The sequence below is a fragment of the Bradyrhizobium erythrophlei genome (genome assembly GCF_900142985.1).
GTDB classification, from domain to species: domain Bacteria; phylum Pseudomonadota; class Alphaproteobacteria; order Rhizobiales; family Xanthobacteraceae; genus Bradyrhizobium; species Bradyrhizobium erythrophlei_B.
This window is the reverse complement of the sequence record NZ_LT670849.1, coordinates 1,547,900-1,566,070: the sequence shown is the minus strand read 5'-3', so window position 1 is coordinate 1,566,070 and position 18,171 is coordinate 1,547,900. Positions and strand designations below refer to the sequence as shown.

At 60.1% G+C, this 18,171-nt stretch carries 22 protein-coding genes and 1 tRNA gene; 5 read left to right on the top strand and 18 right to left on the bottom strand.

Features of this window, described 5'->3' with window-relative positions:
* Position 1 precedes the first annotated feature (1 nt).
* Positions 2-622 (top strand): peptidoglycan recognition protein family protein, encoded by a 621-nt coding sequence (locus BUA38_RS07340; protein WP_072817343.1) that lies wholly within the window; start codon positions 2-4, stop codon positions 620-622.
* Positions 623-630: 8 nt separating this feature from the next.
* Here the strand turns inward: BUA38_RS07340 and BUA38_RS07335 are convergent, their stop codons facing one another.
* The 3 genes from BUA38_RS07335 to BUA38_RS07325 all read right to left on the bottom strand — a co-directional run bounded on the left by BUA38_RS07335 (position 631) and on the right by BUA38_RS07325 (position 3,385).
* Positions 631-984, bottom strand: a complete 354-nt coding sequence (locus tag BUA38_RS07335; RefSeq protein ID WP_072817342.1) for a hypothetical protein — start codon at positions 982-984, stop codon at positions 631-633.
* A gap of 298 nt (positions 985-1,282) precedes the next feature.
* Positions 1,283-2,188, bottom strand: coding sequence for an RNA polymerase sigma factor RpoH (gene rpoH / locus BUA38_RS07330; RefSeq protein WP_072817341.1), 906 nt, complete (start codon positions 2,186-2,188; stop codon positions 1,283-1,285).
* A 216-nt stretch (positions 2,189-2,404) separates the two neighbouring features.
* Positions 2,405-3,385 (bottom strand): RluA family pseudouridine synthase, encoded by a 981-nt coding sequence (locus tag BUA38_RS07325; RefSeq protein ID WP_072825917.1) that lies wholly within the window; start codon positions 3,383-3,385, stop codon positions 2,405-2,407.
* Between the two features lie 55 nt (positions 3,386-3,440).
* Here BUA38_RS07325 and BUA38_RS07320 point away from each other — a divergent pair, with 55 nt between their 5' ends.
* A complete protein-coding gene (locus BUA38_RS07320) occupies positions 3,441-3,773 on the top strand; it encodes a hypothetical protein (RefSeq protein ID WP_072817340.1) in 333 nt (110 codons plus the stop codon).
* Positions 3,774-3,928: 155 nt separating this feature from the next.
* A tRNA-Glu gene (locus tag BUA38_RS07315) sits at positions 3,929-4,003 on the top strand.
* Between the two features lie 9 nt (positions 4,004-4,012).
* On the opposite strand, the gene BUA38_RS07310 is transcribed toward BUA38_RS07315, so the two are convergent.
* The 6 genes from BUA38_RS07310 to BUA38_RS07285 all read right to left on the bottom strand — a co-directional run bounded on the left by BUA38_RS07310 (position 4,013) and on the right by BUA38_RS07285 (position 7,623).
* Positions 4,013-5,113, bottom strand: a complete 1,101-nt coding sequence (locus BUA38_RS07310) for a tyrosine-type recombinase/integrase (RefSeq protein WP_244553207.1) — start codon at positions 5,111-5,113, stop codon at positions 4,013-4,015.
* Between the two features lie 606 nt (positions 5,114-5,719).
* Positions 5,720-5,938, bottom strand: a complete 219-nt coding sequence (locus BUA38_RS07300) for a hypothetical protein (protein ID WP_072817339.1) — start codon at positions 5,936-5,938, stop codon at positions 5,720-5,722.
* Positions 5,935-6,105: a hypothetical protein gene (locus tag BUA38_RS36555; protein WP_156898435.1), complete on the bottom strand. Its 171-nt coding sequence runs from the start codon at positions 6,103-6,105 to the stop codon at positions 5,935-5,937. The genes BUA38_RS07300 and BUA38_RS36555 overlap by 4 nt, the downstream gene beginning before the upstream one ends.
* Entirely contained in the window at positions 6,102-6,476 is a 375-nt protein-coding gene (locus tag BUA38_RS07295; RefSeq protein ID WP_072817338.1) for a hypothetical protein, read from the bottom strand. Before BUA38_RS07295 ends, BUA38_RS36555 begins: the two co-directional genes overlap by 4 nt.
* Before the next feature lie 152 nt (positions 6,477-6,628).
* On the bottom strand, positions 6,629-6,982 hold the full coding sequence (locus BUA38_RS38740) for an HNH endonuclease (protein WP_072817337.1): 354 nt from the start codon (positions 6,980-6,982) through the stop codon (positions 6,629-6,631).
* 95 nt (positions 6,983-7,077) lie between these two features.
* On the bottom strand, positions 7,078-7,623 hold the full coding sequence (locus tag BUA38_RS07285) for a recombinase family protein (RefSeq protein WP_072817336.1): 546 nt from the start codon (positions 7,621-7,623) through the stop codon (positions 7,078-7,080).
* Between the two features lie 461 nt (positions 7,624-8,084).
* On the opposite strand from BUA38_RS07285, the gene BUA38_RS07280 reads away from it, so the two are divergent.
* A complete protein-coding gene (locus BUA38_RS07280; protein WP_083587499.1) occupies positions 8,085-9,806 on the top strand; it encodes an arylsulfatase in 1,722 nt (573 codons plus the stop codon).
* 334 nt (positions 9,807-10,140) lie between these two features.
* Here BUA38_RS07280 and BUA38_RS07275 read toward each other — a convergent pair whose 3' ends face one another.
* From BUA38_RS07275 to BUA38_RS07250, 6 genes are all read right to left on the bottom strand, one after another.
* Positions 10,141-10,521: a hypothetical protein gene (locus tag BUA38_RS07275; RefSeq protein WP_072817335.1), complete on the bottom strand. Its 381-nt coding sequence runs from the start codon at positions 10,519-10,521 to the stop codon at positions 10,141-10,143.
* Complete coding sequence (locus BUA38_RS07270; RefSeq protein WP_083587498.1) at positions 10,518-10,976, bottom strand: DUF5681 domain-containing protein; 459 nt, start codon at positions 10,974-10,976, stop codon at positions 10,518-10,520. The genes BUA38_RS07275 and BUA38_RS07270 overlap by 4 nt, the downstream gene beginning before the upstream one ends.
* Positions 10,973-11,587, bottom strand: a complete 615-nt coding sequence (locus BUA38_RS36550; RefSeq protein ID WP_156898434.1) for a hypothetical protein — start codon at positions 11,585-11,587, stop codon at positions 10,973-10,975. Before BUA38_RS36550 ends, BUA38_RS07270 begins: the two co-directional genes overlap by 4 nt.
* 38 nt (positions 11,588-11,625) lie before the next feature.
* Positions 11,626-12,234 (bottom strand): hypothetical protein, encoded by a 609-nt coding sequence (locus tag BUA38_RS07260; RefSeq protein WP_156898433.1) that lies wholly within the window; start codon positions 12,232-12,234, stop codon positions 11,626-11,628.
* 126 nt (positions 12,235-12,360) lie between these two features.
* Positions 12,361-13,650 (bottom strand): hypothetical protein, encoded by a 1,290-nt coding sequence (locus tag BUA38_RS07255; RefSeq protein ID WP_072817332.1) that lies wholly within the window; start codon positions 13,648-13,650, stop codon positions 12,361-12,363.
* Between the two features lie 173 nt (positions 13,651-13,823).
* A complete protein-coding gene (locus BUA38_RS07250; protein ID WP_072817331.1) occupies positions 13,824-14,585 on the bottom strand; it encodes a hypothetical protein in 762 nt (253 codons plus the stop codon).
* A 536-nt stretch (positions 14,586-15,121) separates the two neighbouring features.
* Between BUA38_RS07250 and BUA38_RS07245 the strand changes: the two genes are divergently transcribed.
* Positions 15,122-16,003: a hypothetical protein gene (locus tag BUA38_RS07245; protein ID WP_072817330.1), complete on the top strand. Its 882-nt coding sequence runs from the start codon at positions 15,122-15,124 to the stop codon at positions 16,001-16,003.
* A gap of 78 nt (positions 16,004-16,081) precedes the next feature.
* On the opposite strand, the gene BUA38_RS07240 is transcribed toward BUA38_RS07245, so the two are convergent.
* From BUA38_RS07240 to BUA38_RS07230, 3 genes are read right to left on the bottom strand one after another with little or no spacing between them, the layout of a single operon-like run.
* The gene (locus BUA38_RS07240; RefSeq protein ID WP_072817329.1) at positions 16,082-17,092 is read right to left on the bottom strand and encodes a hypothetical protein; all 1,011 of its coding nucleotides are present in this window, start codon (positions 17,090-17,092) and stop codon (positions 16,082-16,084) included.
* A 12-nt stretch (positions 17,093-17,104) separates the two neighbouring features.
* Positions 17,105-17,338 carry a hypothetical protein gene (locus BUA38_RS07235; protein WP_072817328.1) on the bottom strand — a complete coding sequence of 78 codons (234 nt, stop codon included), beginning with the start codon at positions 17,336-17,338 and terminating at the stop codon, positions 17,105-17,107.
* On the bottom strand, positions 17,335-18,129 hold the full coding sequence (locus tag BUA38_RS07230) for a hypothetical protein (RefSeq protein WP_156898432.1): 795 nt from the start codon (positions 18,127-18,129) through the stop codon (positions 17,335-17,337). Before BUA38_RS07230 ends, BUA38_RS07235 begins: the two co-directional genes overlap by 4 nt.
* Between the last annotated feature and the right edge of the window lie 42 nt (positions 18,130-18,171).

Genomic DNA, 18,171 nt, shown 5'->3' with positions numbered 1-18,171 from the left:
CATGAATTTGCGTTTTTGCCTGAGTGCCGTCCTTGCACTGGTGTTGTCTCCGGCCTTTGCCGGCGAGCCTTCGCTCGAGGCGATCGCGCGCTCCTCCGGCACGCCGGATATTCCGGGCCTGAAGATGGTTTGGCTCGCGCCGTGGGGCGATGTCGAAAAGGCCCATCCCTGGGCTAACATCATCGTGCATCAGACCGAGGGGCCGGCGGGCTCGGCGCGCGGCGGCGCTGCGCTACAGTCAAAAAATCCGACGCGCCGCGGCGTCATGGTGTGGGTCGAGACCGACGGCACGGTCTACTGGGCGGTCGCGGATCATCTCGTTCCGACGCATACCGACGGCGCCGACCGCAACGACAACAAGTACATCGACAACAGCAAGACTTTTCATCGGGTCAACAAGGATACTTCGATCGGCGTCGAGTTCGCCGGCAACTATCCGGATGTCACGAAGCCTGCCACCGAAGCGCAGATCGAAGCCTGGCGGATCCTGGTGAAGGTCTTGCGCGCGCGTTACCGGATTCCGCTCGATCACGTCTATGCGCACAACTGGATCGACTTCAAGGACGCGCGCTACTGCGAGGGTTGCACGCTCGCAACCATGGCGCGGGAGTGGGGGGAGTAGAGCGCCTCTCAAATCGATTGGGTCATCCAGTTCAGAAAGCGGCGGGCGACCCCGGGGCCCGTCCGGCGCAGCTGCGGCAGCGGGCGGTCTTCCTCTTCGGCGGTGCAGAGTTTGAGGAAGTAATCCAGAAACACCATGTCGTTCGGCTCGGTGAGGGTAAAGCTCTCGCCGTCGACGAACACGGTGTAGTCGTAGAAGAACGGGCCGACGAATGGCACCACCGAAGATGGCGTGGCGCGATCCTTGGAGATCACGAAGCCGGATGGGTCGAGCCCGTGGGCGATCATGGTCTGCTCGAGCGCCGGCAGCTTGCGCATGAATTCGCCAGAGAAACTGATGGTCGATTGCAAGGTGATCGGCATGGCAGTGACGCCTGGCTGGTTAGTCTGTGGGGCGCCGCGAGATGCCGCCCGTCCTCCCTTGGTCGGCGGCAGTCGCCCTCTGGGTTCACAGGGGCGCAGCGCCTCGTCGGCTTCCGTCCCCGTTCCCCGGATGCTGCGCAGCGTGAAACGGTGCGCCGCTGATCCGGGGTCTCACAGGCCGCGGGTCCCGGCTCAGCAGCCCGACACTTCGCGCCGCGCTGCGTCCGGGACAAGAGTGTAGACAACAAAAAAGCCGGCGTTTCCGCCGGCTTCCTTGTTCTTGTCTCGATTGCCTCGATCAGGCGGCGTGGGCGGCCTCGAGCGCGGCAGCTTCCTGCCTGGCGATCGTGCCCTTCACGGCCGACTGCACCTTCTCGAAGGCGCGGACCTCGATCTGCCGCACGCGTTCGCGCGACACGCCGAATTCGGCGGCAAGGTCTTCCAGCGTCATCGGCTCTTCCGCCAGACGCCGCGCCTCGAAGATGCGGCGTTCGCGCGCGTTGAGCACGCCGATCGCGCCCGTCAGCGCCTGGTGGCGATGGTCGAACTCTTCGTGCTCGGCCATCATGGCTTCCTGGTTGGGCGAGTTATCGACCAGCCAGTCCTGCCATTCGCCGGCTTCGCCGTCGTCGCGGATCGGCGCGTTGAGCGAGGCATCGCCGCCGAGACGGCGGTTCATGTCGATCACGTCCTGATCGGTGACGCCGAGGCGCTTGGCGATGATCTTCACCTGATCGGGGCGCAGATCGCCCTCTTCAAGCGCCGAGATCTTGCTCTTGGCCTTGCGCAGGTTGAAGAACAGCTTCTTCTGGTTCGCGGTGGTGCCCATTTTTACGAGCGACCAGGAACGTAGGATGTACTCTTGAATTGAGGCCTTGATCCACCACATGGCGTATGTAGCGAGCCGGAACCCCTTTTCGGGTTCGAACCGCTTCACCGCCTGCATCAGGCCGACATTGCCTTCCGAGACGACCTCGGAAATTGGCAATCCGTAGCCGCGATAGCCCATGGCTATTTTGGCCACGAGCCGGAGATGGCTGGTGACAAGTTGGGATGCCGCGTCGCGATCGTCATGCTCGCGCAAACGCTTGGCGAGCATGTATTCCTGCTGGGGTTCCAGCATCGGAAATTTGCGGATCTCGGCGAGGTATCGGGACAGGCCGGATTCTCCATTGAGAATCGGCAGGGTAGCTGTGCGGGCCATTCTTGCGCCCTCCAGATGTTCAGGCCCCCGATAGCGGCGGGCCAGGCAGGCGGCTCCTTTTGTTAAAGCCAGTCGCTCTGCGATGTTCCGCGTTGGATATTCAACGCAGGCGCAACATACACCAAACGGGACCGGGTTTGAAAGTTAAACCCCCGTCACGTTACAGTGTGGCAGCCATAACCGTCTGGCATATCACAGCTTTTCAGAGACCCTGCGTCATAGCGCCGCTTGGAGCGAATGCTCCAAAAATCGCAAATCGGCGGGCAAATCCGAGTTCCACTCCAGAATCGCCCCGGTTTTCGGGTGCTCCAGGGCCAGAAGGTATGCATGTAGCGCTTGGCGGTCGAGGGCCGCCAAGGCCGCCTGACTCTCGGGTCCGAGGTGAGTGGCCTTGGTCTTGAAGTGCGGGCCGTAGACCGGATCGCCCATCAGGGGGTGGCCGATATGGGCAAGGTGCAGGCGGATCTGATGGGTCCGGCCGGTCTCGAGCTGACAGGCAATCAGCGAAGCCACCGGCTTGCCGTCCGGCCCCTTGAAGCTCTCGACGATCTCCCAGTGTGTCACCGCGTGCCGACCGCCTTCGCGCACCGCCATTTTTTCCCGGGCATGCGGGTGGCGGTCGATCGGCGCGTCGACCGTGCCGCGGACGCGGTTCGGCACCCCCCAGACGAAAGCCAGGTAGCCGCGCCGCATCTCGCCGGTCTTGCCGTGATCGGCGAATTGCGCCGACAGCGACGCATGCGCCGCATCGTTCTTGGCGACGACAAGCAGGCCGGAAGTGTCCTTGTCGATCCGGTGCACGATACCCGGCCGTTTCACCCCGCCGATGCCGGAAAGGCTGTCGCCGCAATGGGCGATCAGCGCGTTCACGAGCGTTCCGGTCTCGTGGCCAGCGCCCGGATGCACGACCAGGCCCGCGGGCTTGTCGATGACGATGAGGTCGTCGTCTTCGTAGACGATATCGAGCGCGATATCTTCGCCTTTCGGTTCCGCGGCCACCGGCGCCGGCACGTCGATTGTGATCGTATCCCCGGCGACGACATGATAAGCGGGGTCACGGACGGGCGCGTTTTTCACCGTGACCCGGCCGTCGAGGATCAGCGCTTTCAGCCGCGACCGCGACAGCTCGGCCACGCGGGCCGCGAGCACGCGGTCGAGCCGGGGCGATCCCTCGCTGCCTTCGACGACAACTTCCAGCCTTTGATTGTTACCCAAGATGACCGTTACTCAAATTTCCGTTCCAAAAAGCAAAATGACCGACACCGTCGCGCCCGAACCGACCCCCGAACAGGCCGCGCTGTTTGCGCGGGTGCGGCGCTTGATGCTGATCGCAGGCCTCACCACGGGGGTCGCGATTGCGGCCGTCTTGATTGCCATCGGCTATCGTCTTTTCAAGGCAGAGGGAAGCGTTAACACCGCCGAGATCACGGCCGTTCTGCCCAAGGGTGCCAAGATCGTTTCGGCAACGGTCGCCGGTGACCGGATCGTGGTGACGCTCGACGTCGGCGGGGTGACCGAAATCCGCACCTTCGATGCGCATAGTCTCAAGGCCGTGGGCCGCCTGAGGTTCGTGAACGAGCCCTGATGATCCCCGCTTTCCCGGGCGGATAGGTCGCTGCCTTCGTCATTCCGGGATGCGCCGCCAAGGCGCAGGCCCGGAAATCCACAAGCGAGGCGTTCACCTTCGGTGTTGTTGCGGCTTGCCGCCAGCGGATTTCAAGGCTATCCCTTCGGCATTACGCTCCCTTCGTCTAGCGGTTAGGACGCGGCCCTCTCAAGGCTGAAACAGGGGTTCGATTCCCCTAGGGAGCGCCATGTCGATCCTCACCGCTCTGATTTCCCTTCTGTTTTCACGGCTTTTCCCAAACTATCAGGCGCGGTTTGGGAAAGTTTGTTCGCCCGATGTTCGTCGAGCTTCGTCACCGCGCGCTTCCCGCCTCGTCGCCGATCGGCTTCGCGCGTGTATCTCTCGGCCTCAGATAGCGTCGTGTGACCGAGCGCGGCCATGATGTCGTGAGTCGATGCTCCTGCATCGGCGAGCATCCTGCCGAGCGTCTTGCGAAGGCCGTGCGGTTGGCAATCGAGAGGCAGTCCGGCCTTGGTGATCGCGTCACGCATGAAGCCGCTGAATCCATCAACGCTAAAGGGTTTGCCGTATTCAGTGTTGATGACGGTGACGTGCTTGCGCGGCGTTGCGGCTAGCGCCTTCTGAAGCTCCTCGCTCACCGCCATGTCGACTGCGATTCCGGTCTTGTGCCGCGTATAGCCGGCCCCATCGTCGACCTGACGCCACGTCAACAGATGTGTGTCGACGCGCGCCGTGCCCATGTTGAGCATGAGCGCATAGGCAGTGCGCTGCTTCGTGCCGATCGGCCAGCGCCTCTCAAAGGCGGCCAGTTCGGCATCGGTCCAAGCGCGGATCTCTTTGCTCTTGGGTCGCTTGATGCCGACGGATGGATCATGTGCGAGCCATTTCTTCTCGATGGCGTGCTTGATCAGGATGCGAAGCTTCTTCAACGTGTCGAGTGCAGCGCCCGGCCGATCCGCCAACGGGGTAAGAATTTTGCTGTTAATGCGATCCTTTGTGAGACCGGCGACGGCGCGGTGGCCGTGATCGATGCGAATGGTTTCGAGGCGCGACATATAGCCGGCCTTCGATGAGGGCTTCATCGCCTTGAATTGACCACTTGCCTTGTAGCTAGCGATCAGTGCACCGATTGAGCCGGGAGCATCCTTCTTGATCTTCGGCCTGATCAAGGTCTCGCCAGCCATCGCGGCGGCGTAAGCATCGCGAAACTCTTGCGATGTCGGATCGTCGGGCAGCCGAATGCGCGGCCCTCCCTTCCCCTTGCGGATGCGAAACGACAGATAGGTTTTGCCCTTGACGTGATTGGGTTCGACGTGAGGTGGCAGCTTGCGTGGCATCAGGACCACCCCTCATCTGCTGGGGCCAGTTCCTCGCCGTCACGGGGCAACGCATCGATGGCGATGTCAACTTCCCTTAGATCCCACGCTTTGCGAGTAGTGCCCGGGATGGTGCGAGCCTTCGGCATCACCCCAGTCTCTACCATCTTGTCAAAAGTGTTTGCAGAGACGCCAGTGTAGGCCGCAACGATCTCGCGGGACACCATACGCGGCGCCAGAGATGGAGGAAGTGCGGACTGCCGTGGCAAGTTAGAAAGGCTCCATCTGAGCACTCGGCCGGCCAAGCCACAGTGCGATCGTGGTTTCGAAAAAATTCGAAAACCGAGGCCCAGATGAACAGGGAAAGGTTTTCGCGACTACGCGCTTGGCCAAGCGGAAATCTTGACTGCGATCCAGTGGACAAGTTGTTGTTCCAGTCAATTGGAATTTTTGCATCTACAGACTCGTGCGTGTGGTGCGAGTCCACACGAAGCTAAGCTTTTGATTTTCCAGCAAGCGTGGGTAACAAGCTCACCGTAGTGTGATGTCGCTCCGACAAAATCCGAATGGCGAGCGGTGTGTTGACGCACACCGCTCTCATTTTTCAGATCTCCTTGTTGTCGGTTGTTAGAGCCCTAGAGGCGGCTCGATCGCGCGGGGCTGGCCATAGCTTTCCAGAAGCCGCCTCGCGCGTTCGGTGGCGTCCTGTTGCGATCGAAGCGCGGACAGCTCGCGCTCAATGCGCTCGAAAATCGGAACCATCTTTGGGCCGTCCAGCTCAACGAGGTACGCAGAGACAGCAAGCGCCCGTTCGAGACGTTCGACCGTGATTACGTCGTCGCTCATGGCATTACGCCTTTTTTCAGCTTTGCGATGATATGCAGCGCGGCGCACGCGTTGGCGTACCAATCGCGCGCAGCCTCGCGCTGGTCTTCCGGAAAATTCTCAATCGCGTCCATAAACAGATCATCAAGTTCGTCTGTCATAGGTTCGACAGTGCCCGGTTCACTCACGCGCGAATCCTCGCTCGCTTCTGCTCGGCATGGAAACGCCGTAGTTCGCTCCAGTCATCGAGATCATGCTGCTCGCCAGCGTCGACCAGCGCCGCATGATAGGCGCGATCAAATTCTGGCGACGTGGGATCACTCGGCATCGCAATGCGCGGGCCTCGGTCGACGCGAAACCACACGCGATCATTGCGATCACGGTGGGTATAGATCGGCAAGGTGGAGCGATCGCGGGCGCGTAGCTCCTCGTCTAGCGAAACCAAAAAACAGAAGAAGTGAAACAGTGGTCTGACGCCGGCCTCTCGCAATTCGGCGAGGTCTGTTTGAACGTGCAGATGGGATTCGCAGATGGTAGACGTGCTGGTAGCCTTGGCCATGGGTGCTCTCCTTGGTCTTGGTTAGAGCCGGAGGGAGGTTGCGCCTTCCCTTCGGCTCGCACATTTATGCATGAGTTGGGACGGTTGTAAAATTTCGGCGTCCAACACGACTCCCCGAGCAGGATGGAGGCACACCCGCCACGCGCGCGCCGTCACTCGAAACGCCGTGGATCGTACCACCTCTTCTGCGTCTCTAGATCGCGTCCGTGTTCCTTGTCGTGGCAGGGCCGGCAGATAATTTGCAGGTCATCAAGCAGTTCGTTGCCCAACCGTTCATACGTAAGATGGTGTACGTTGAGGGCGGTCTTCCTTGTCGCCTCTGGGCGTCTGCCGCATTTTTCACAGAAGTTATAGCCGACTACGTCTCTCTGCTCGTCAAGCTTGAGCTTCCTACACTCTTGCCAGTGCGGGCTTTCGAGATACTTCCCATACTCGTCCCGCTTCAGGCCAAGCTCCCACAGCCGGTCCCTACGCCATTTGTGCTCCTGCCAGTTGCTACGGGGCATCGCATAACTCGCGTGGTCGTGCCAGCTCAGGTTCTACCCGATCGAATATCGCCGTGTCGTCTTCGTAACGTCCGCACGGTTCCTCATGGTCAATCCTACAGCCGGCCGATCGTGGTGTGGCTAACGCCATAGGTGCGGGCGATGGCCGTCAGCGACTCGCCATCATCGTCGCGGCGCTTGAGGGCCTCACGCCGCTGGTACGCGTCCAGCTTGGGCGGCCTTCCCATGTGCACGCCGCGCGCCTTGGCCCGCGCCCGGCCTTCGCCAGTTCTCGCCTTGATCAGCTCGCGCTCGAACTCGGCCAGCCCGCCCAGGACGGTCAACATCAGCCTGCCGTGCGGTGTCGTGGTGTCGCACCACTGATCGGCCAGCGATTTGAAGCCCGCGCCGCGCTTGCTGATCTCGTCGAGCGTGTTGAGCAGATCGCGCGTCGAGCGCGCCAGCCGATCGAGCCGCGTCACCATCAACACGTCGCCCTTGCCGAGCCGCTTCACGACCTTGCCCAGTTCGGCCCGGTTGGTCTTCGCGCCTGATGCCGTCTCGCTATAGACTTTGGCGCAGCCCGCTGCATGCAGCGCCGCGTCTTGGGCGGCCAATGTCTGGCCGTCGGTGCTCACTCTCGCATAGCCGTATGTGGTCATGGTCCGTTCCCCACTTTTGTGCACAACTTCCGCACACAATAAGCTGAGGGATTTCAGCGTCAATTTTTCAGTGCAAAAGTTTTGATTTTCGCACCGGCCGCTCGATGTCCGTTCTGAGGGGTGGAACGGACTCTCAAGAACCGCAGCGCCACTTCTCAGTTTGACCCACAACGGTCATCGCACGGAAGCCCGAAGTCGCCCTATGGCGAACCGTAAAGGGTCTGCCCTGCGACCGAGTTGCACAACCCCCGGTCGGAAAAAGGTGTAAGCTCCCCTCCTACTGGTACCCCTCCGCTTACTCGCCCGAACACGAAGGCGAAGCGCCGAAGGGTTTGCATTACACGGAAAATCCCCGTGGCCCCCGCATTGCCGCTCTTGGCCACGCACTGTGCTGAACCGGTCGATCCCATCCACAAGTAAGGTCGCATTTTGTTGCGTCCCTCAAGGAGAAGGAGCGCTTTATGAGCAAGGACCAAAAGCATGGAATGCCCGATGATCGCAGCCCGAACGGAGGCCTGAAGCGCCGCGATCTGTTGTTGAGTGGCAGTTCGCTATTGGCTGCATCGGTGCTGTCGAACACCGGGATTACGGCATCCGCGCAGGCCCAACCGGCACCGCCAAGCGGCCGGCGGCCCAACATCGTCGTGATCATGGGCGACGACATAGGCTGGACCAATCTCGGTTCGTATCACCAAGGGCTGATGCTCAACGCGACGCCAAACCTCGACAAACTCGCAACCGAGGGCATGCGATTCACCGACTATTACGCTGAAGCAAGCTGCACGGCCGGCCGTGCGAATTTCATCACCGGCGAGTTGCCGATCCGCACCGGAATGACCACGGTCGGTCAGGCGGGCTCGGCACTGGGGATGCCTGCGGAAGCGCCGACAATTGCCACCGCCCTCAAGTCCATGGGCTACGCCACCGGGCAGTTCGGCAAAAACCACCTCGGTGACCGCAATGAATTTCTGCCGACGATGCACGGCTTCGACGAATACTTCGGCTACCTCTATCACTTGAACGCGATGGAGGATCCGTTCAATCGCACCTATCCTCCAGAATGGAAAGGCACGGTCGGTCCGCGCAACCTGATCCATAGCTGGGCGACGGATGTTGACGATCCGACCGTCGAGCCTCGCTGGGGCAAGGTCGGCAAGCAGAAGATCGTGGACGAGGGGCCGTTGCCTCCCGACCCGGTAGCCGGCATCAAATACGACATGACCACGTTCGACGAGGTGATCAGCGCGTCCACCATTGCGTTCATGGACAAGGCCAAAAAAGACAACAAGCCATTTTTCGTGTGGATGAATCCCACGCGGGCGCACGTCAACACCCACTTGTCGCCCAAATACGAAGCAACCCAGAACATCGAGACAGGTTTCGGCATGGAAGAGGCCGCACTGAAGCAGATGGATGACAACATTGGTGTCGTCCTCGGCTGGCTGAAGGACAACGGCCTCGAACAAGATACCATCGTTATCTTTACCACCGACAATGGTGCCGAACTCTACACTTGGCCCGATGGCGGCACCACGCCGTTCGCTGGTGGCAAGGGCGAGGTCACCGAAGGTTCGTTCCGCGTTCCTTGCCTCGTTCGCTGGCCGGGCCGCGTGAAACCTGGCTCGGTCTCGAACGGCATCATGTCGGGTCTCGACTGGTTCCCGACCTTGGTGGCAGCAGCTGGCAACCCCAACATCAAGGATGAGTTGCTCAAGGGCAAACAGATGGGCGATCGGACCTACAAGGTTCATCTCGATGGATATGACCAGACCGACTTGATCACCGGTAAAGGGCCCTCCAATCGGCACGAGGTGTGGTACTTCGCTCAGACCAAACTGGGCGCCTTGCGAGTAGACAACTACAAGTTCCAGTTCATCGAACAGCCGAAGGGCTGGGTCGGCAATGTCGTTCACCCCAACATGCCGAAACTGACCAACCTTCGGCACGACCCGTTCGAGCGCATGAATTGGCCGAACAACGGCTTCGCCGAAGGTTCGGTCGCCTACTGGGATTCCTTCAAGCACGAAATGTGGCGGTACCAAATCTCGGCGCAGGTGATCGCGAAGCACATACCGAGCTTTGTCGAATATCCTCCGATGCAGGCGGGTGCGAGCTTTTCCGTTGGCGACCTGAAGGAGAAGGTCGAAATGGCAATAAACGCCGCCAAGGCCCACAATGACTGATGCAAATGGCACGAAACGGACATGGCGCGATGTCCGAGTTGAGTCCGTTATGCGATAAGAAACGGACTTGGCGCCCGCAGCGAAATTCTTGATTTCTGCACTGACGGCCGGAAAGGAGGCCGCCCAAGTGCTGGGAATGGTCTGGATGTCCACCCTGTAGACCGCTTGCGAGCCTCGCTGGTGCGTTTTGCTTGGTTTAGGCCGTCAACCCGCGCCGATCGGAAATATCGTATGGACGCCCGGCCGGAAATCGGCTTCAGCGATCGGCGCGCCGATGTCGTGAAATCGGTGTTTCGGCTCCTCGGTTTCGCGTTTCTTTCGCATGGCGCGCCTCTCAGTCGGCAAGCTGCGATCGCGCCGGCCCCGGATGCGTCACCGGCGGCACATCGGGATATCCGGTCAGCAAGTATTCGTCCCATGCCGCGCTAAGCGCTTCATTTTGCGAGGGTGTCCCAGAGCCCATGCCGCCGATGGTGCACAGCCGCGCCCCGGCCGCGCGTGATTCGCTCGCAGCCCGCTGGGCGAAGTCTTCGACCGATTCTCCGGCGGCCCTTATCCACTCGCGCCCGGTGTCATCGCTCGCGACAACCGGTAGAGGTGTGAGTCCGCCGTACACCAACACAGCGAGAAACTCGCCGCCGATCATGCCCGCCGGCCGTTCGGCATTGAGAAGGCGTTCCAGTTTTTCCATGCGTTTCTCCAGTTCGCTGCTCATTTGAATTTTTCCTCTAGTGTTGCGAGCCGGCGCTCGACGTCGAGCAGCTCGATTGATTTGCGCTCCGCGTCTATGACGTTCGACAACTCGGCCGCTTCGATCGTCGACAGGGTACCGCTCGCCAGCTTGGCAATCACGACGCCCATAGCGGCAACGCAGTCGGACGCGTTGGCGATCGGAGGAAGCTTGATAGCGATAGGGCAACCGCGTCGGATCGGAACCGTTCTATCGAGGATCAGCTTGGCCGCAGCGTGGTCGCCCTTCTTGGCCTGCCGCTCCATCTTGGCCAGAATGCCGGGCACGTCGATGTTGGCCAGCATCTTTTCGGCAAGGACGGTACGGCGGTTTTTGGTGCCCGGCTTCTTGCCGCCCGGATTTGCACTGCGGCCCTTCACGAATTGGCCGGCATTGGCCCTGCTTTTTGCAGGCGGCGCATTTGCTGTGGCGTCGGTCATCGTTGGATGGCTTGTTCCCGAGCCCCAGAGGCCTCGCCCGTTCGTCTGTTTCCGGCCGGCGGCTTTGCGGTGAGCGTCCAATGCAGCCGCGCCAGCGGGTCCGCTGCATCAGGTTCGCGGCGTGGTGCCTTGCGTGGCGCGCCGATCGAGGGCGGCAGCGCGGCCAAGGCGAACACGGCATGGGGATCAATCTTGCCCGCGCGCTCGCGCACACTGCGGCGAAGCGCTTCCGATGTCGTGAAGTAGCTCACTCCGCGCCAAGCGTCGCTGTAAGGCACGAACGCCTTGGGCGGCCTGCCGGGGTTCATCCGGGGCGATCGGCGGCTTTCGCTGTTAGACGTAGGCGCTGGCAATCGGTGCTGAAGCGCCCATGACATTTCATCGCGAGTTCGAATCACGCGCCACTCATCATTGAGCCGCGCGACGACGTCGCAATAACGGTTGTCGGTCTCCGACCAGAAATCCCATCGCGGGTCGCCGATCGTTCGTTCCGCCCACGTCCGTCGCGACCTGCTGATCTTTACGCTCGTACACTTGGGCGAACAGGTCATTGTGCCGCGTGTTCTCGCCTTGAACGGTCCGCCGCAAATCGCACACGTCTTGTCGAACACGGAAAGCGCACTCCGGGCTTATTTTCTTCAGCGCGCCGTTAGCCCAAGTTCGGCATCTGATAGTGATCGATGTTGTCGAGCGTCAAGTCTTCAACCTCGCTCATGGCCTGTGCGGCGTTGCGCATGATCTGATTCGCTTTGGCGCGGCACGCGGCTTGTTCCTGAAGATGCTTTGTCGACAGAGGATCGCGCCGCTTCTCGACCTCGGCCATGACGTTGAGCGTGGCGCGCGAAGATTCCGGCGTTTGCTCATGGATCGTCTGCGCCATCGCCGCATCAGCAGCGTTGATGTCGGCCTCCTGAAGATTGAACAGGCGGCGTTTCCCGAGCGGAGGAAGCACGGCGTCGATCGCCATCCTCTCCGCATACGCGATCTTGTCCAAGAGCTGGTTCTTCTTGTCGCGCAACACCTGCGCATCGGTCGGATCATCGTTGATGATCTCGAAGTCTGCGACGAATTTCCCGTCGGCTTCTGTCACCGACGCTTCGACATAGGGGTGAGCTGTCGGGCGCGGGTAGGGAGCAAGACGCCCTTTGTTCGCGTTCTGCCATTTCTCGTTTGCCGTCAGGTAGGCTTTACCCTGATCCTTCTCATGCCCGAAGTCGCCCCACTTCGGCTGCGATCCAATCTGCGGCTGCGCCTTCACCGCAGCTTCTCGCTCTGACCAGTCCGTCAGTTCCTTGATGTGCGATTGAACGGCAGCGTCGAAGTCGCCGATCTTTGCCGCAGCGATGGCGGACTTGTTGATCTTGTTGGTCATGTCGAGCGACTCCTAAAGTTTGATGTACACGAAGCCGACGATGCCGCGCTGCGCGTTGTTGTGCGCAGCGCCGCTACCATCGTTGGAGATTGAATGGGTGTGGGCCACGCTTGCAGTCGTAGTGCCAAGAGTCTGCGGCGTTATGGGTTGAGCAACGCCACCGGTAGTGATGCCGGCTCCGCCTCCGTTGTTGTAAGCGTTCACCGTGTGACTATGAGGATCGTTCGCGCTCATGCCGCCGGTCGCGCCGCCATGGTTGTGCGCGGCAAGCTCTGCCTTAATCAGAGCATGCAGGTTTTCGCCGAGGATCGAGCCCGCCAAGTTGGCAGCGCCGGATACGACAGGGACGCCGGAGAGAAGCGTCGTCGCTCCCGCTCCCATGGTGTCCATGCCGTACATCGCAGTGCCGCGCAGATCGAGCACCTCAATTTGCTTGAGCGCCGCGAAGTCGGCCGCAGCGTTCGCGCCGCGAGTCGTAGGAACGCCAGCGCTGGTAAAAACCGGAGCCTGTGTGTTCGAGAAATTGTTCCAGTGCCACGCGAATAGATTCGCTGCCGTGGGACCAGCAAGCTGCGTCGCGTTCGAGCCGGTGTTGCCGATCGTGGTGGCGTTGGCGACAATCCAGCCGGCGATGGATTCGCTGGTCGGACGGAATTTGATGTCGCCCGTGGTCGCCGCTCCGGCAGTCGATTGCGCCTGCTGAGACGAAGATATGAGCTGGTAGTTTTCAACGCCGTCGTCGACCACTTCGAAGAAGCCGCCAGCGATGATAGCCCCCGCGCCAAGGGCACTTCCATCAGGGTTGGTGATCGGGAACGAACCCGCTCCGATGTTGAGCGTGCTCGCGCCAGTGTTAGAGTTAGCCGCCTTGATCCGCACTAACAAGCCGAAGATGCGTGTCGTGACAACCGGCGACAGCGCGGCGACATAGCTATTCGGCGTTCCGGTGTCGACAGCGGTGTTGGTCGCGCCCGCTTGAGCCTGCTGCACCTGAATGAAATTAGATTGGGTGCCAGCCGTCGTCATGTTCCTGGCGGCGTCACCGACAAGCCACGAAAGAGCCTGTGTGCCTTCCTGACCGCGAACGATCGTGAATACGTCACCCACGACTTGGGTGACATGAACGATCTCGTTTTCGAGACCGGTCAGCGCATCAACGAATGTCAGCTTAAAGAACTGCTGGCCTACAATAGGCTGCGGAAACAGAGCGCCGGTTCCGGGAGCAACCTGCACCGAAACTGATGTCGGCGTGAGCGGGCTCGCGATCGTGCTCACTGCGTTGTTGGCGAAAAGTAGAATCATTGTTGCCCCGAGGTGTTACTTCGTCGACGCGAGCGGACGCGGCGCGCGAAGCGTTCGGCGAAACCGAACAGCCTTCCGATAAAGAAGACGAGCGCGAACATGACGCGATCTGATGTTGAGGAGACAGAGGCCACCGGCGACACGTCGCCGATGGCCAGCTTTTGCTAGCCCGTTTAGCGGATCTGTTGCGAGGCGCGCGTGCCGATGTAGCTGACGTTGCGCGTCGGGCGCGTCATCTGCTTGAACATAGAACCTCTGCCAATGAACCTTGTGACCTTGTGGCCGCCGGGCCCGTGCTCGACGATCTCGCGGTGCATGAACGGCTTCATGCCCTCGACACTCTCGCCGGCCGCATACGCATCGTGTCTGATCTGATCGAGAGCGATGCCCAGCGCCTTTTGATCCGCAGCGATCAGTTGGAGGTCGACGCCTTTCCAAGTCTTCGAGTACGGCTGCATCTTCCGGGCGAGCCTGATGCTGTAGTCCACGACGCTTTCACCAGGCATTGCGGGCTCGGCCCGATCGCCGTGAACACGCATGACGGCGTCGGCTTTCGCCTGAAGGTCAGCTACGGCGTTTCGATCAACCGATGTCCTCAACGACCGCATCTTCATGTCCGCGACCGTCGACGCCAACACGGCGAACGCAGCAGGATCCACTGCGTCGGCTGCCGTGAGCATCGGGCCGGCCCGGCCATCCTGAGCGTAGTTGTCGGGATCTCTCCGATCGTCATCGGCCTTAAGCTTGCCGCGGCGCATGTCGTCCTGCATGCCCATCGAGCTTGAGACGATGGCGTCGGCCTTCATCTTGGCGACGGAGTCGGCGAGCGCGCTGCACTTTTCATCAAGCTTGGCGATGCTTCCGCTCAGGTCGGATTTTAAAGACTCAGCAATTTCCCTCACAGCGGCGAGGAGTTCATCTTCAGACATCGGCATTTTCGAACGTCTCCAGTTGGTGGGTTGGTCTGCGTCGTCGAGCGTCGCGATTAGCTCTACACCATTTTTTTTCGGCGCGCACTTCTACGTGTGGACAAGGCTTGTTACCCTCGCAGGCTGTTCCCCTCTAACTGCGCTTCTCGTTTGCAATGGACCGCGCGTTACGGCAAAGATGCAGCGCGAGGTCTATCAGTGATGTGATCGGGTCTTCGCGCCGTTGGTGTCAGAGCAACCCCGCAGCCCTCGCAGACTGCGGGGTTGTTTTTTTAAGTGAGAGACCGCGCGACGGATGTACTTGCCGGTCGATCGCGTGATGGCCTCGCCAGAGAGGGCATACTCTGGCGGGGCCGTCGCAAGACGCAGCGGCCCGCTGTGCAATATTCGTGAGTTACGAACAAATCGCCGAGCCCTTAAAATACGGGGCCGTTTGTGTGCGTAAGTCATGGTCGAAATGACGTGGTAAAAACCACAGGGCGTGTTGCGGCCCTAGAACTTGAAAAGGTAGTATTGGAGGAGATTTAGGGCGGCGGGGGCAGATGCAGCATTTTCGAGTGCCTGAGATTTTCTTAGGATGCTTCCTGACCATCGCTGTTTTTTCGATGGGAATGATTTTTGAGAGGGGAAGACAGCCCCCCAATCCAAACCAATCCATACCCAAGCACGAAGCCTCCTCCGATAGTCAGAAGTCCCAAAGCCCAGATGCCGAACTCACTGGGTCTACTTGGCTGACGAAGGACGCTTCCGGGTTTTTTACTTTCGGCCTTGTGCTTGTCGGCGGCGTTCAAGTCCTCATGTTTTTCATCCAGTTGAAGTACATGCGACGGGGAATGGACGACGCAACCGTGGCAGCTCGGGCTAGCAGCCGATCCGCAAAGGCTACGGTGGCACAAGCTAGGATCGCGCGTGACTCGCTCGAAAAGGTCCAGCGCCCCTACGCCTTTGTCTTCGGCGCATTTCGGTTGGAAACCAAGCAAAAGAACCAATTCACGGTCCCGACGACCATCCTCGAATACAAGGTTGCGAACTACGGCCAAACGCCCGCAGTGATAAAAAGTGTCGGGGCAGAATTTATTATCCGACAAGATGGCGCAGTTCATGCGCCGATAGGCGTAGAAGCGGAACACCCGCTTTACACGTCACCCGTTCTCCCACCCGGCGACGTCCGCACTGTCAACCAGATGTGCCCTGACAACCTTGTTGGCGGAGACATCATTGTCGATCTGTCGGAGGACGAAATCTATGGCGATCGCATTGCGACAGTTAGCCTGAAACCGCCTGATGAACTCTACTTCCGAGTCATCGTCTACTATGACGGGCCGTTCAGTGAGGGGCACAAAACGAGCGCTTGCTGGCGATATGAACAGACAACCAGCAAGTTCGTCCAGCATGGCGGACGAGAGTATAATTACACTGAATAGTGCGGCCCAAGCCGCGCGCGCCCACACGGCGCTTCTCCCTAGCTCGGAGCGGATCAGCCCGCAGCGAGCGGTTGCGGGTCATAGCGCCTGTATCTGCAATGGGGCAGCGTCGAACACGGTCACCCAAGCGTCAGCGGTCGGTTGTCGGAAGTTGCCGACGTGCCGAATAGATTGAATTCGGAATCCGCCCTGAAATGCGACTTGCTGATTGATGATGGACGATTGCGCCTGCGCGCTGTTGCTCACAATGGTCTTCGGCAAGGTGACGACGTCGCCGACTGTTAGATCAGCTCGCATCATGGTTTTGAATTGGATCGATGGCGCTTCGATCCATGTCGGCTGCCCGATCAGCTCTTGGAACAGCACCGATTTCTGCGGAGAAGCGGAGGCGATTTTTCCCGCCGTCGACGCGGCTGGCGTTGTCGACGGCGCGGCCGGCGTGTTGTCATACACGGTGAACGTCATGCCCTTCAGGACGATGTCCACGCCGGGATAAGTCGTCGTCTTGATGATCGATTTGCTCGTCGCCTTCACATAGCGCGCGAACTCGTCGATCGAATTGAAATAGGCAGCCTCTTGCGCCTGAAGTATCAGGTTCGGACTGATGTTGATCTTGGACGTCGTCCCCGGAAACGCAGCCGATAGCGCGCTCTGGATCGCGGTCGACATTGGCTGACCCTGCGGCCAGTTGAGCACTAGGTTGGGCGGCGTCGTGGGCTGTGCGGTGTTGGATGGTGCCATGCCGGGCAGGATGATCAAATCGAGAGATTGATCGACGCCGATCCAGTTGCCGAAGGCCTGAAAGATATAGCCGCTGACAAGAAGCCCAGCCTGCGCCGGCTTGGCGAGTGGCAGTCCCTTCTGGAATCCGCCGAACACCTTGATGTTCTTGAAGCGAAGGTTGTTCGCTTGGCTGACGGTTGAGAGCGGGATTCCCCAAATCTTGACGAAGGTGCCGGTCGATGCCGGCGACGCGAACGGCGCGACCGGAATATCGAACTCGACCTGAAGCGCGTTCGGGTTGGTGACCCCGTTCAACAGGCTGGTGAACGGCGGCTGCCCTTCGATCTCGATCGAATAATATCTCATGCCATACTTCCTTTAGTGCACGCTCTCAGGGATCTCGATTAGAATTTCGTGCGCAAAAAGTCTCGTCATCGCGCCGAGAACGCGCAGCTCCGGCCAATCGAGATACCGGAGGAATTCAGAGCGCAAGTTGAACGGGTGATCGCCGAATTCGCAATCGAGCCTCGCAAGAATTTCGAACGCGTCGGGGTCGCGACGGCGAAACTCATCAGCAAGAAGCGGCGATGGCGTGGTGATCATGATCGTCATGCTGCTTCCCTTCGATAGCAATCGAAGTACTGGAGGAAGTCGCCAAGCGACGGCACGTCGTGTTGCGGAACACTCCACATAAAATTCAAGGCGAAGTCAGCGATATCGTCGGCCGCATAGCCCTTGCGAAGCAACGCGTGCCAATGTGTCATCTCGTCATTGCCCCAGACCTCCGGCCAATCGAGCTGCCTAAGCTCGTTCCACGCACGCGCCGCTTCCGCTGGGCTTTGCTGGTACATCCTCGGACACCGCTCTTTGACGCGTTGCTCAAAGGAAGCAAGGAGTCTGGCAATGTCGGTATCGGACTTCTGAGATCGGTCACCCGGTTGGTTGGGTTCGCTCGATGGCGCAGCGCAAGCTGCGCTATGAATGTTATCTTCCTTGGTTGATGGTGATGATCCAGTAGTAGTGATTGTAGCCGGCTGGTCGGCTACCACGGTAGCCGGTTGATCGGCTACCTCAGGCATCGTCAGCACTCGGATGACGTACTTCGGACGACGCTTTCCGAGTCTCAACCAGCCACGGTCATGCAGCCATTTCAGCTCACTCTTGGCTGTCGAGACTGACACCTTGGCCTTGGCTGCGATCCACTCGATACCGGGCCACACTTCCGGCGCGGCTTTTTTTGCATCGATCCGGCGAGCAAGCGCGTAAGCAACTGCGAAGGTCGAATGCCGGCGCTCTGGATCTTCGTGCAGACGGTCAAGCCAGCGGTAGCGGAATCCGATATCGGGTCCGCGCGCTTCGTTTAGGTTGATGATCTTAGCGTCGTGTGCTAACGGTGTGGCCACTGCGGCCCTCCTGTTGTGGGGTTGGGTTGTGGGTTGATGATG

What these genes read in the sequence shown, in the direction of transcription:
- BUA38_RS07340 (WP_072817343.1), top strand. Translation starts at nt 2, where the DNA reads ATGAATTTGCGTTTTTGCCTGAGTGCCGTCCTTGCACTGGTGTTGTCT.
- BUA38_RS07335 (WP_072817342.1), bottom strand. Translation starts at nt 984, where the DNA reads ATGCCGATCACCTTGCAATCGACCATCAGTTTCTCTGGCGAATTCATG.
- rpoH (WP_072817341.1), bottom strand. Translation starts at nt 2,188, where the DNA reads ATGGCCCGCACAGCTACCCTGCCGATTCTCAATGGAGAATCCGGCCTG.
- BUA38_RS07320 (WP_072817340.1), top strand. Translation starts at nt 3,441, where the DNA reads ATGACCGACACCGTCGCGCCCGAACCGACCCCCGAACAGGCCGCGCTG.
- BUA38_RS07310 (WP_244553207.1), bottom strand. Translation starts at nt 5,113, where the DNA reads ATGCCACGCAAGCTGCCACCTCACGTCGAACCCAATCACGTCAAGGGC.
- BUA38_RS07300 (WP_072817339.1), bottom strand. Translation starts at nt 5,938, where the DNA reads ATGAGCGACGACGTAATCACGGTCGAACGTCTCGAACGGGCGCTTGCT.
- BUA38_RS07295 (WP_072817338.1), bottom strand. Translation starts at nt 6,476, where the DNA reads ATGGCCAAGGCTACCAGCACGTCTACCATCTGCGAATCCCATCTGCAC.
- BUA38_RS38740 (WP_072817337.1), bottom strand. Translation starts at nt 6,982, where the DNA reads ATGCCCCGTAGCAACTGGCAGGAGCACAAATGGCGTAGGGACCGGCTG.
- BUA38_RS07285 (WP_072817336.1), bottom strand. Translation starts at nt 7,623, where the DNA reads ATGACCACATACGGCTATGCGAGAGTGAGCACCGACGGCCAGACATTG.
- BUA38_RS07280 (WP_083587499.1), top strand. Translation starts at nt 8,085, where the DNA reads ATGAGCAAGGACCAAAAGCATGGAATGCCCGATGATCGCAGCCCGAAC.
- BUA38_RS07275 (WP_072817335.1), bottom strand. Translation starts at nt 10,521, where the DNA reads ATGAGCAGCGAACTGGAGAAACGCATGGAAAAACTGGAACGCCTTCTC.
- BUA38_RS07270 (WP_083587498.1), bottom strand. Translation starts at nt 10,976, where the DNA reads ATGACCGACGCCACAGCAAATGCGCCGCCTGCAAAAAGCAGGGCCAAT.
- BUA38_RS07255 (WP_072817332.1), bottom strand. Translation starts at nt 13,650, where the DNA reads ATGATTCTACTTTTCGCCAACAACGCAGTGAGCACGATCGCGAGCCCG.
- BUA38_RS07250 (WP_072817331.1), bottom strand. Translation starts at nt 14,585, where the DNA reads ATGCCGATGTCTGAAGATGAACTCCTCGCCGCTGTGAGGGAAATTGCT.
- BUA38_RS07245 (WP_072817330.1), top strand. Translation starts at nt 15,122, where the DNA reads ATGCAGCATTTTCGAGTGCCTGAGATTTTCTTAGGATGCTTCCTGACC.
- BUA38_RS07240 (WP_072817329.1), bottom strand. Translation starts at nt 17,092, where the DNA reads ATGAGATATTATTCGATCGAGATCGAAGGGCAGCCGCCGTTCACCAGC.
- BUA38_RS07235 (WP_072817328.1), bottom strand. Translation starts at nt 17,338, where the DNA reads ATGACGATCATGATCACCACGCCATCGCCGCTTCTTGCTGATGAGTTT.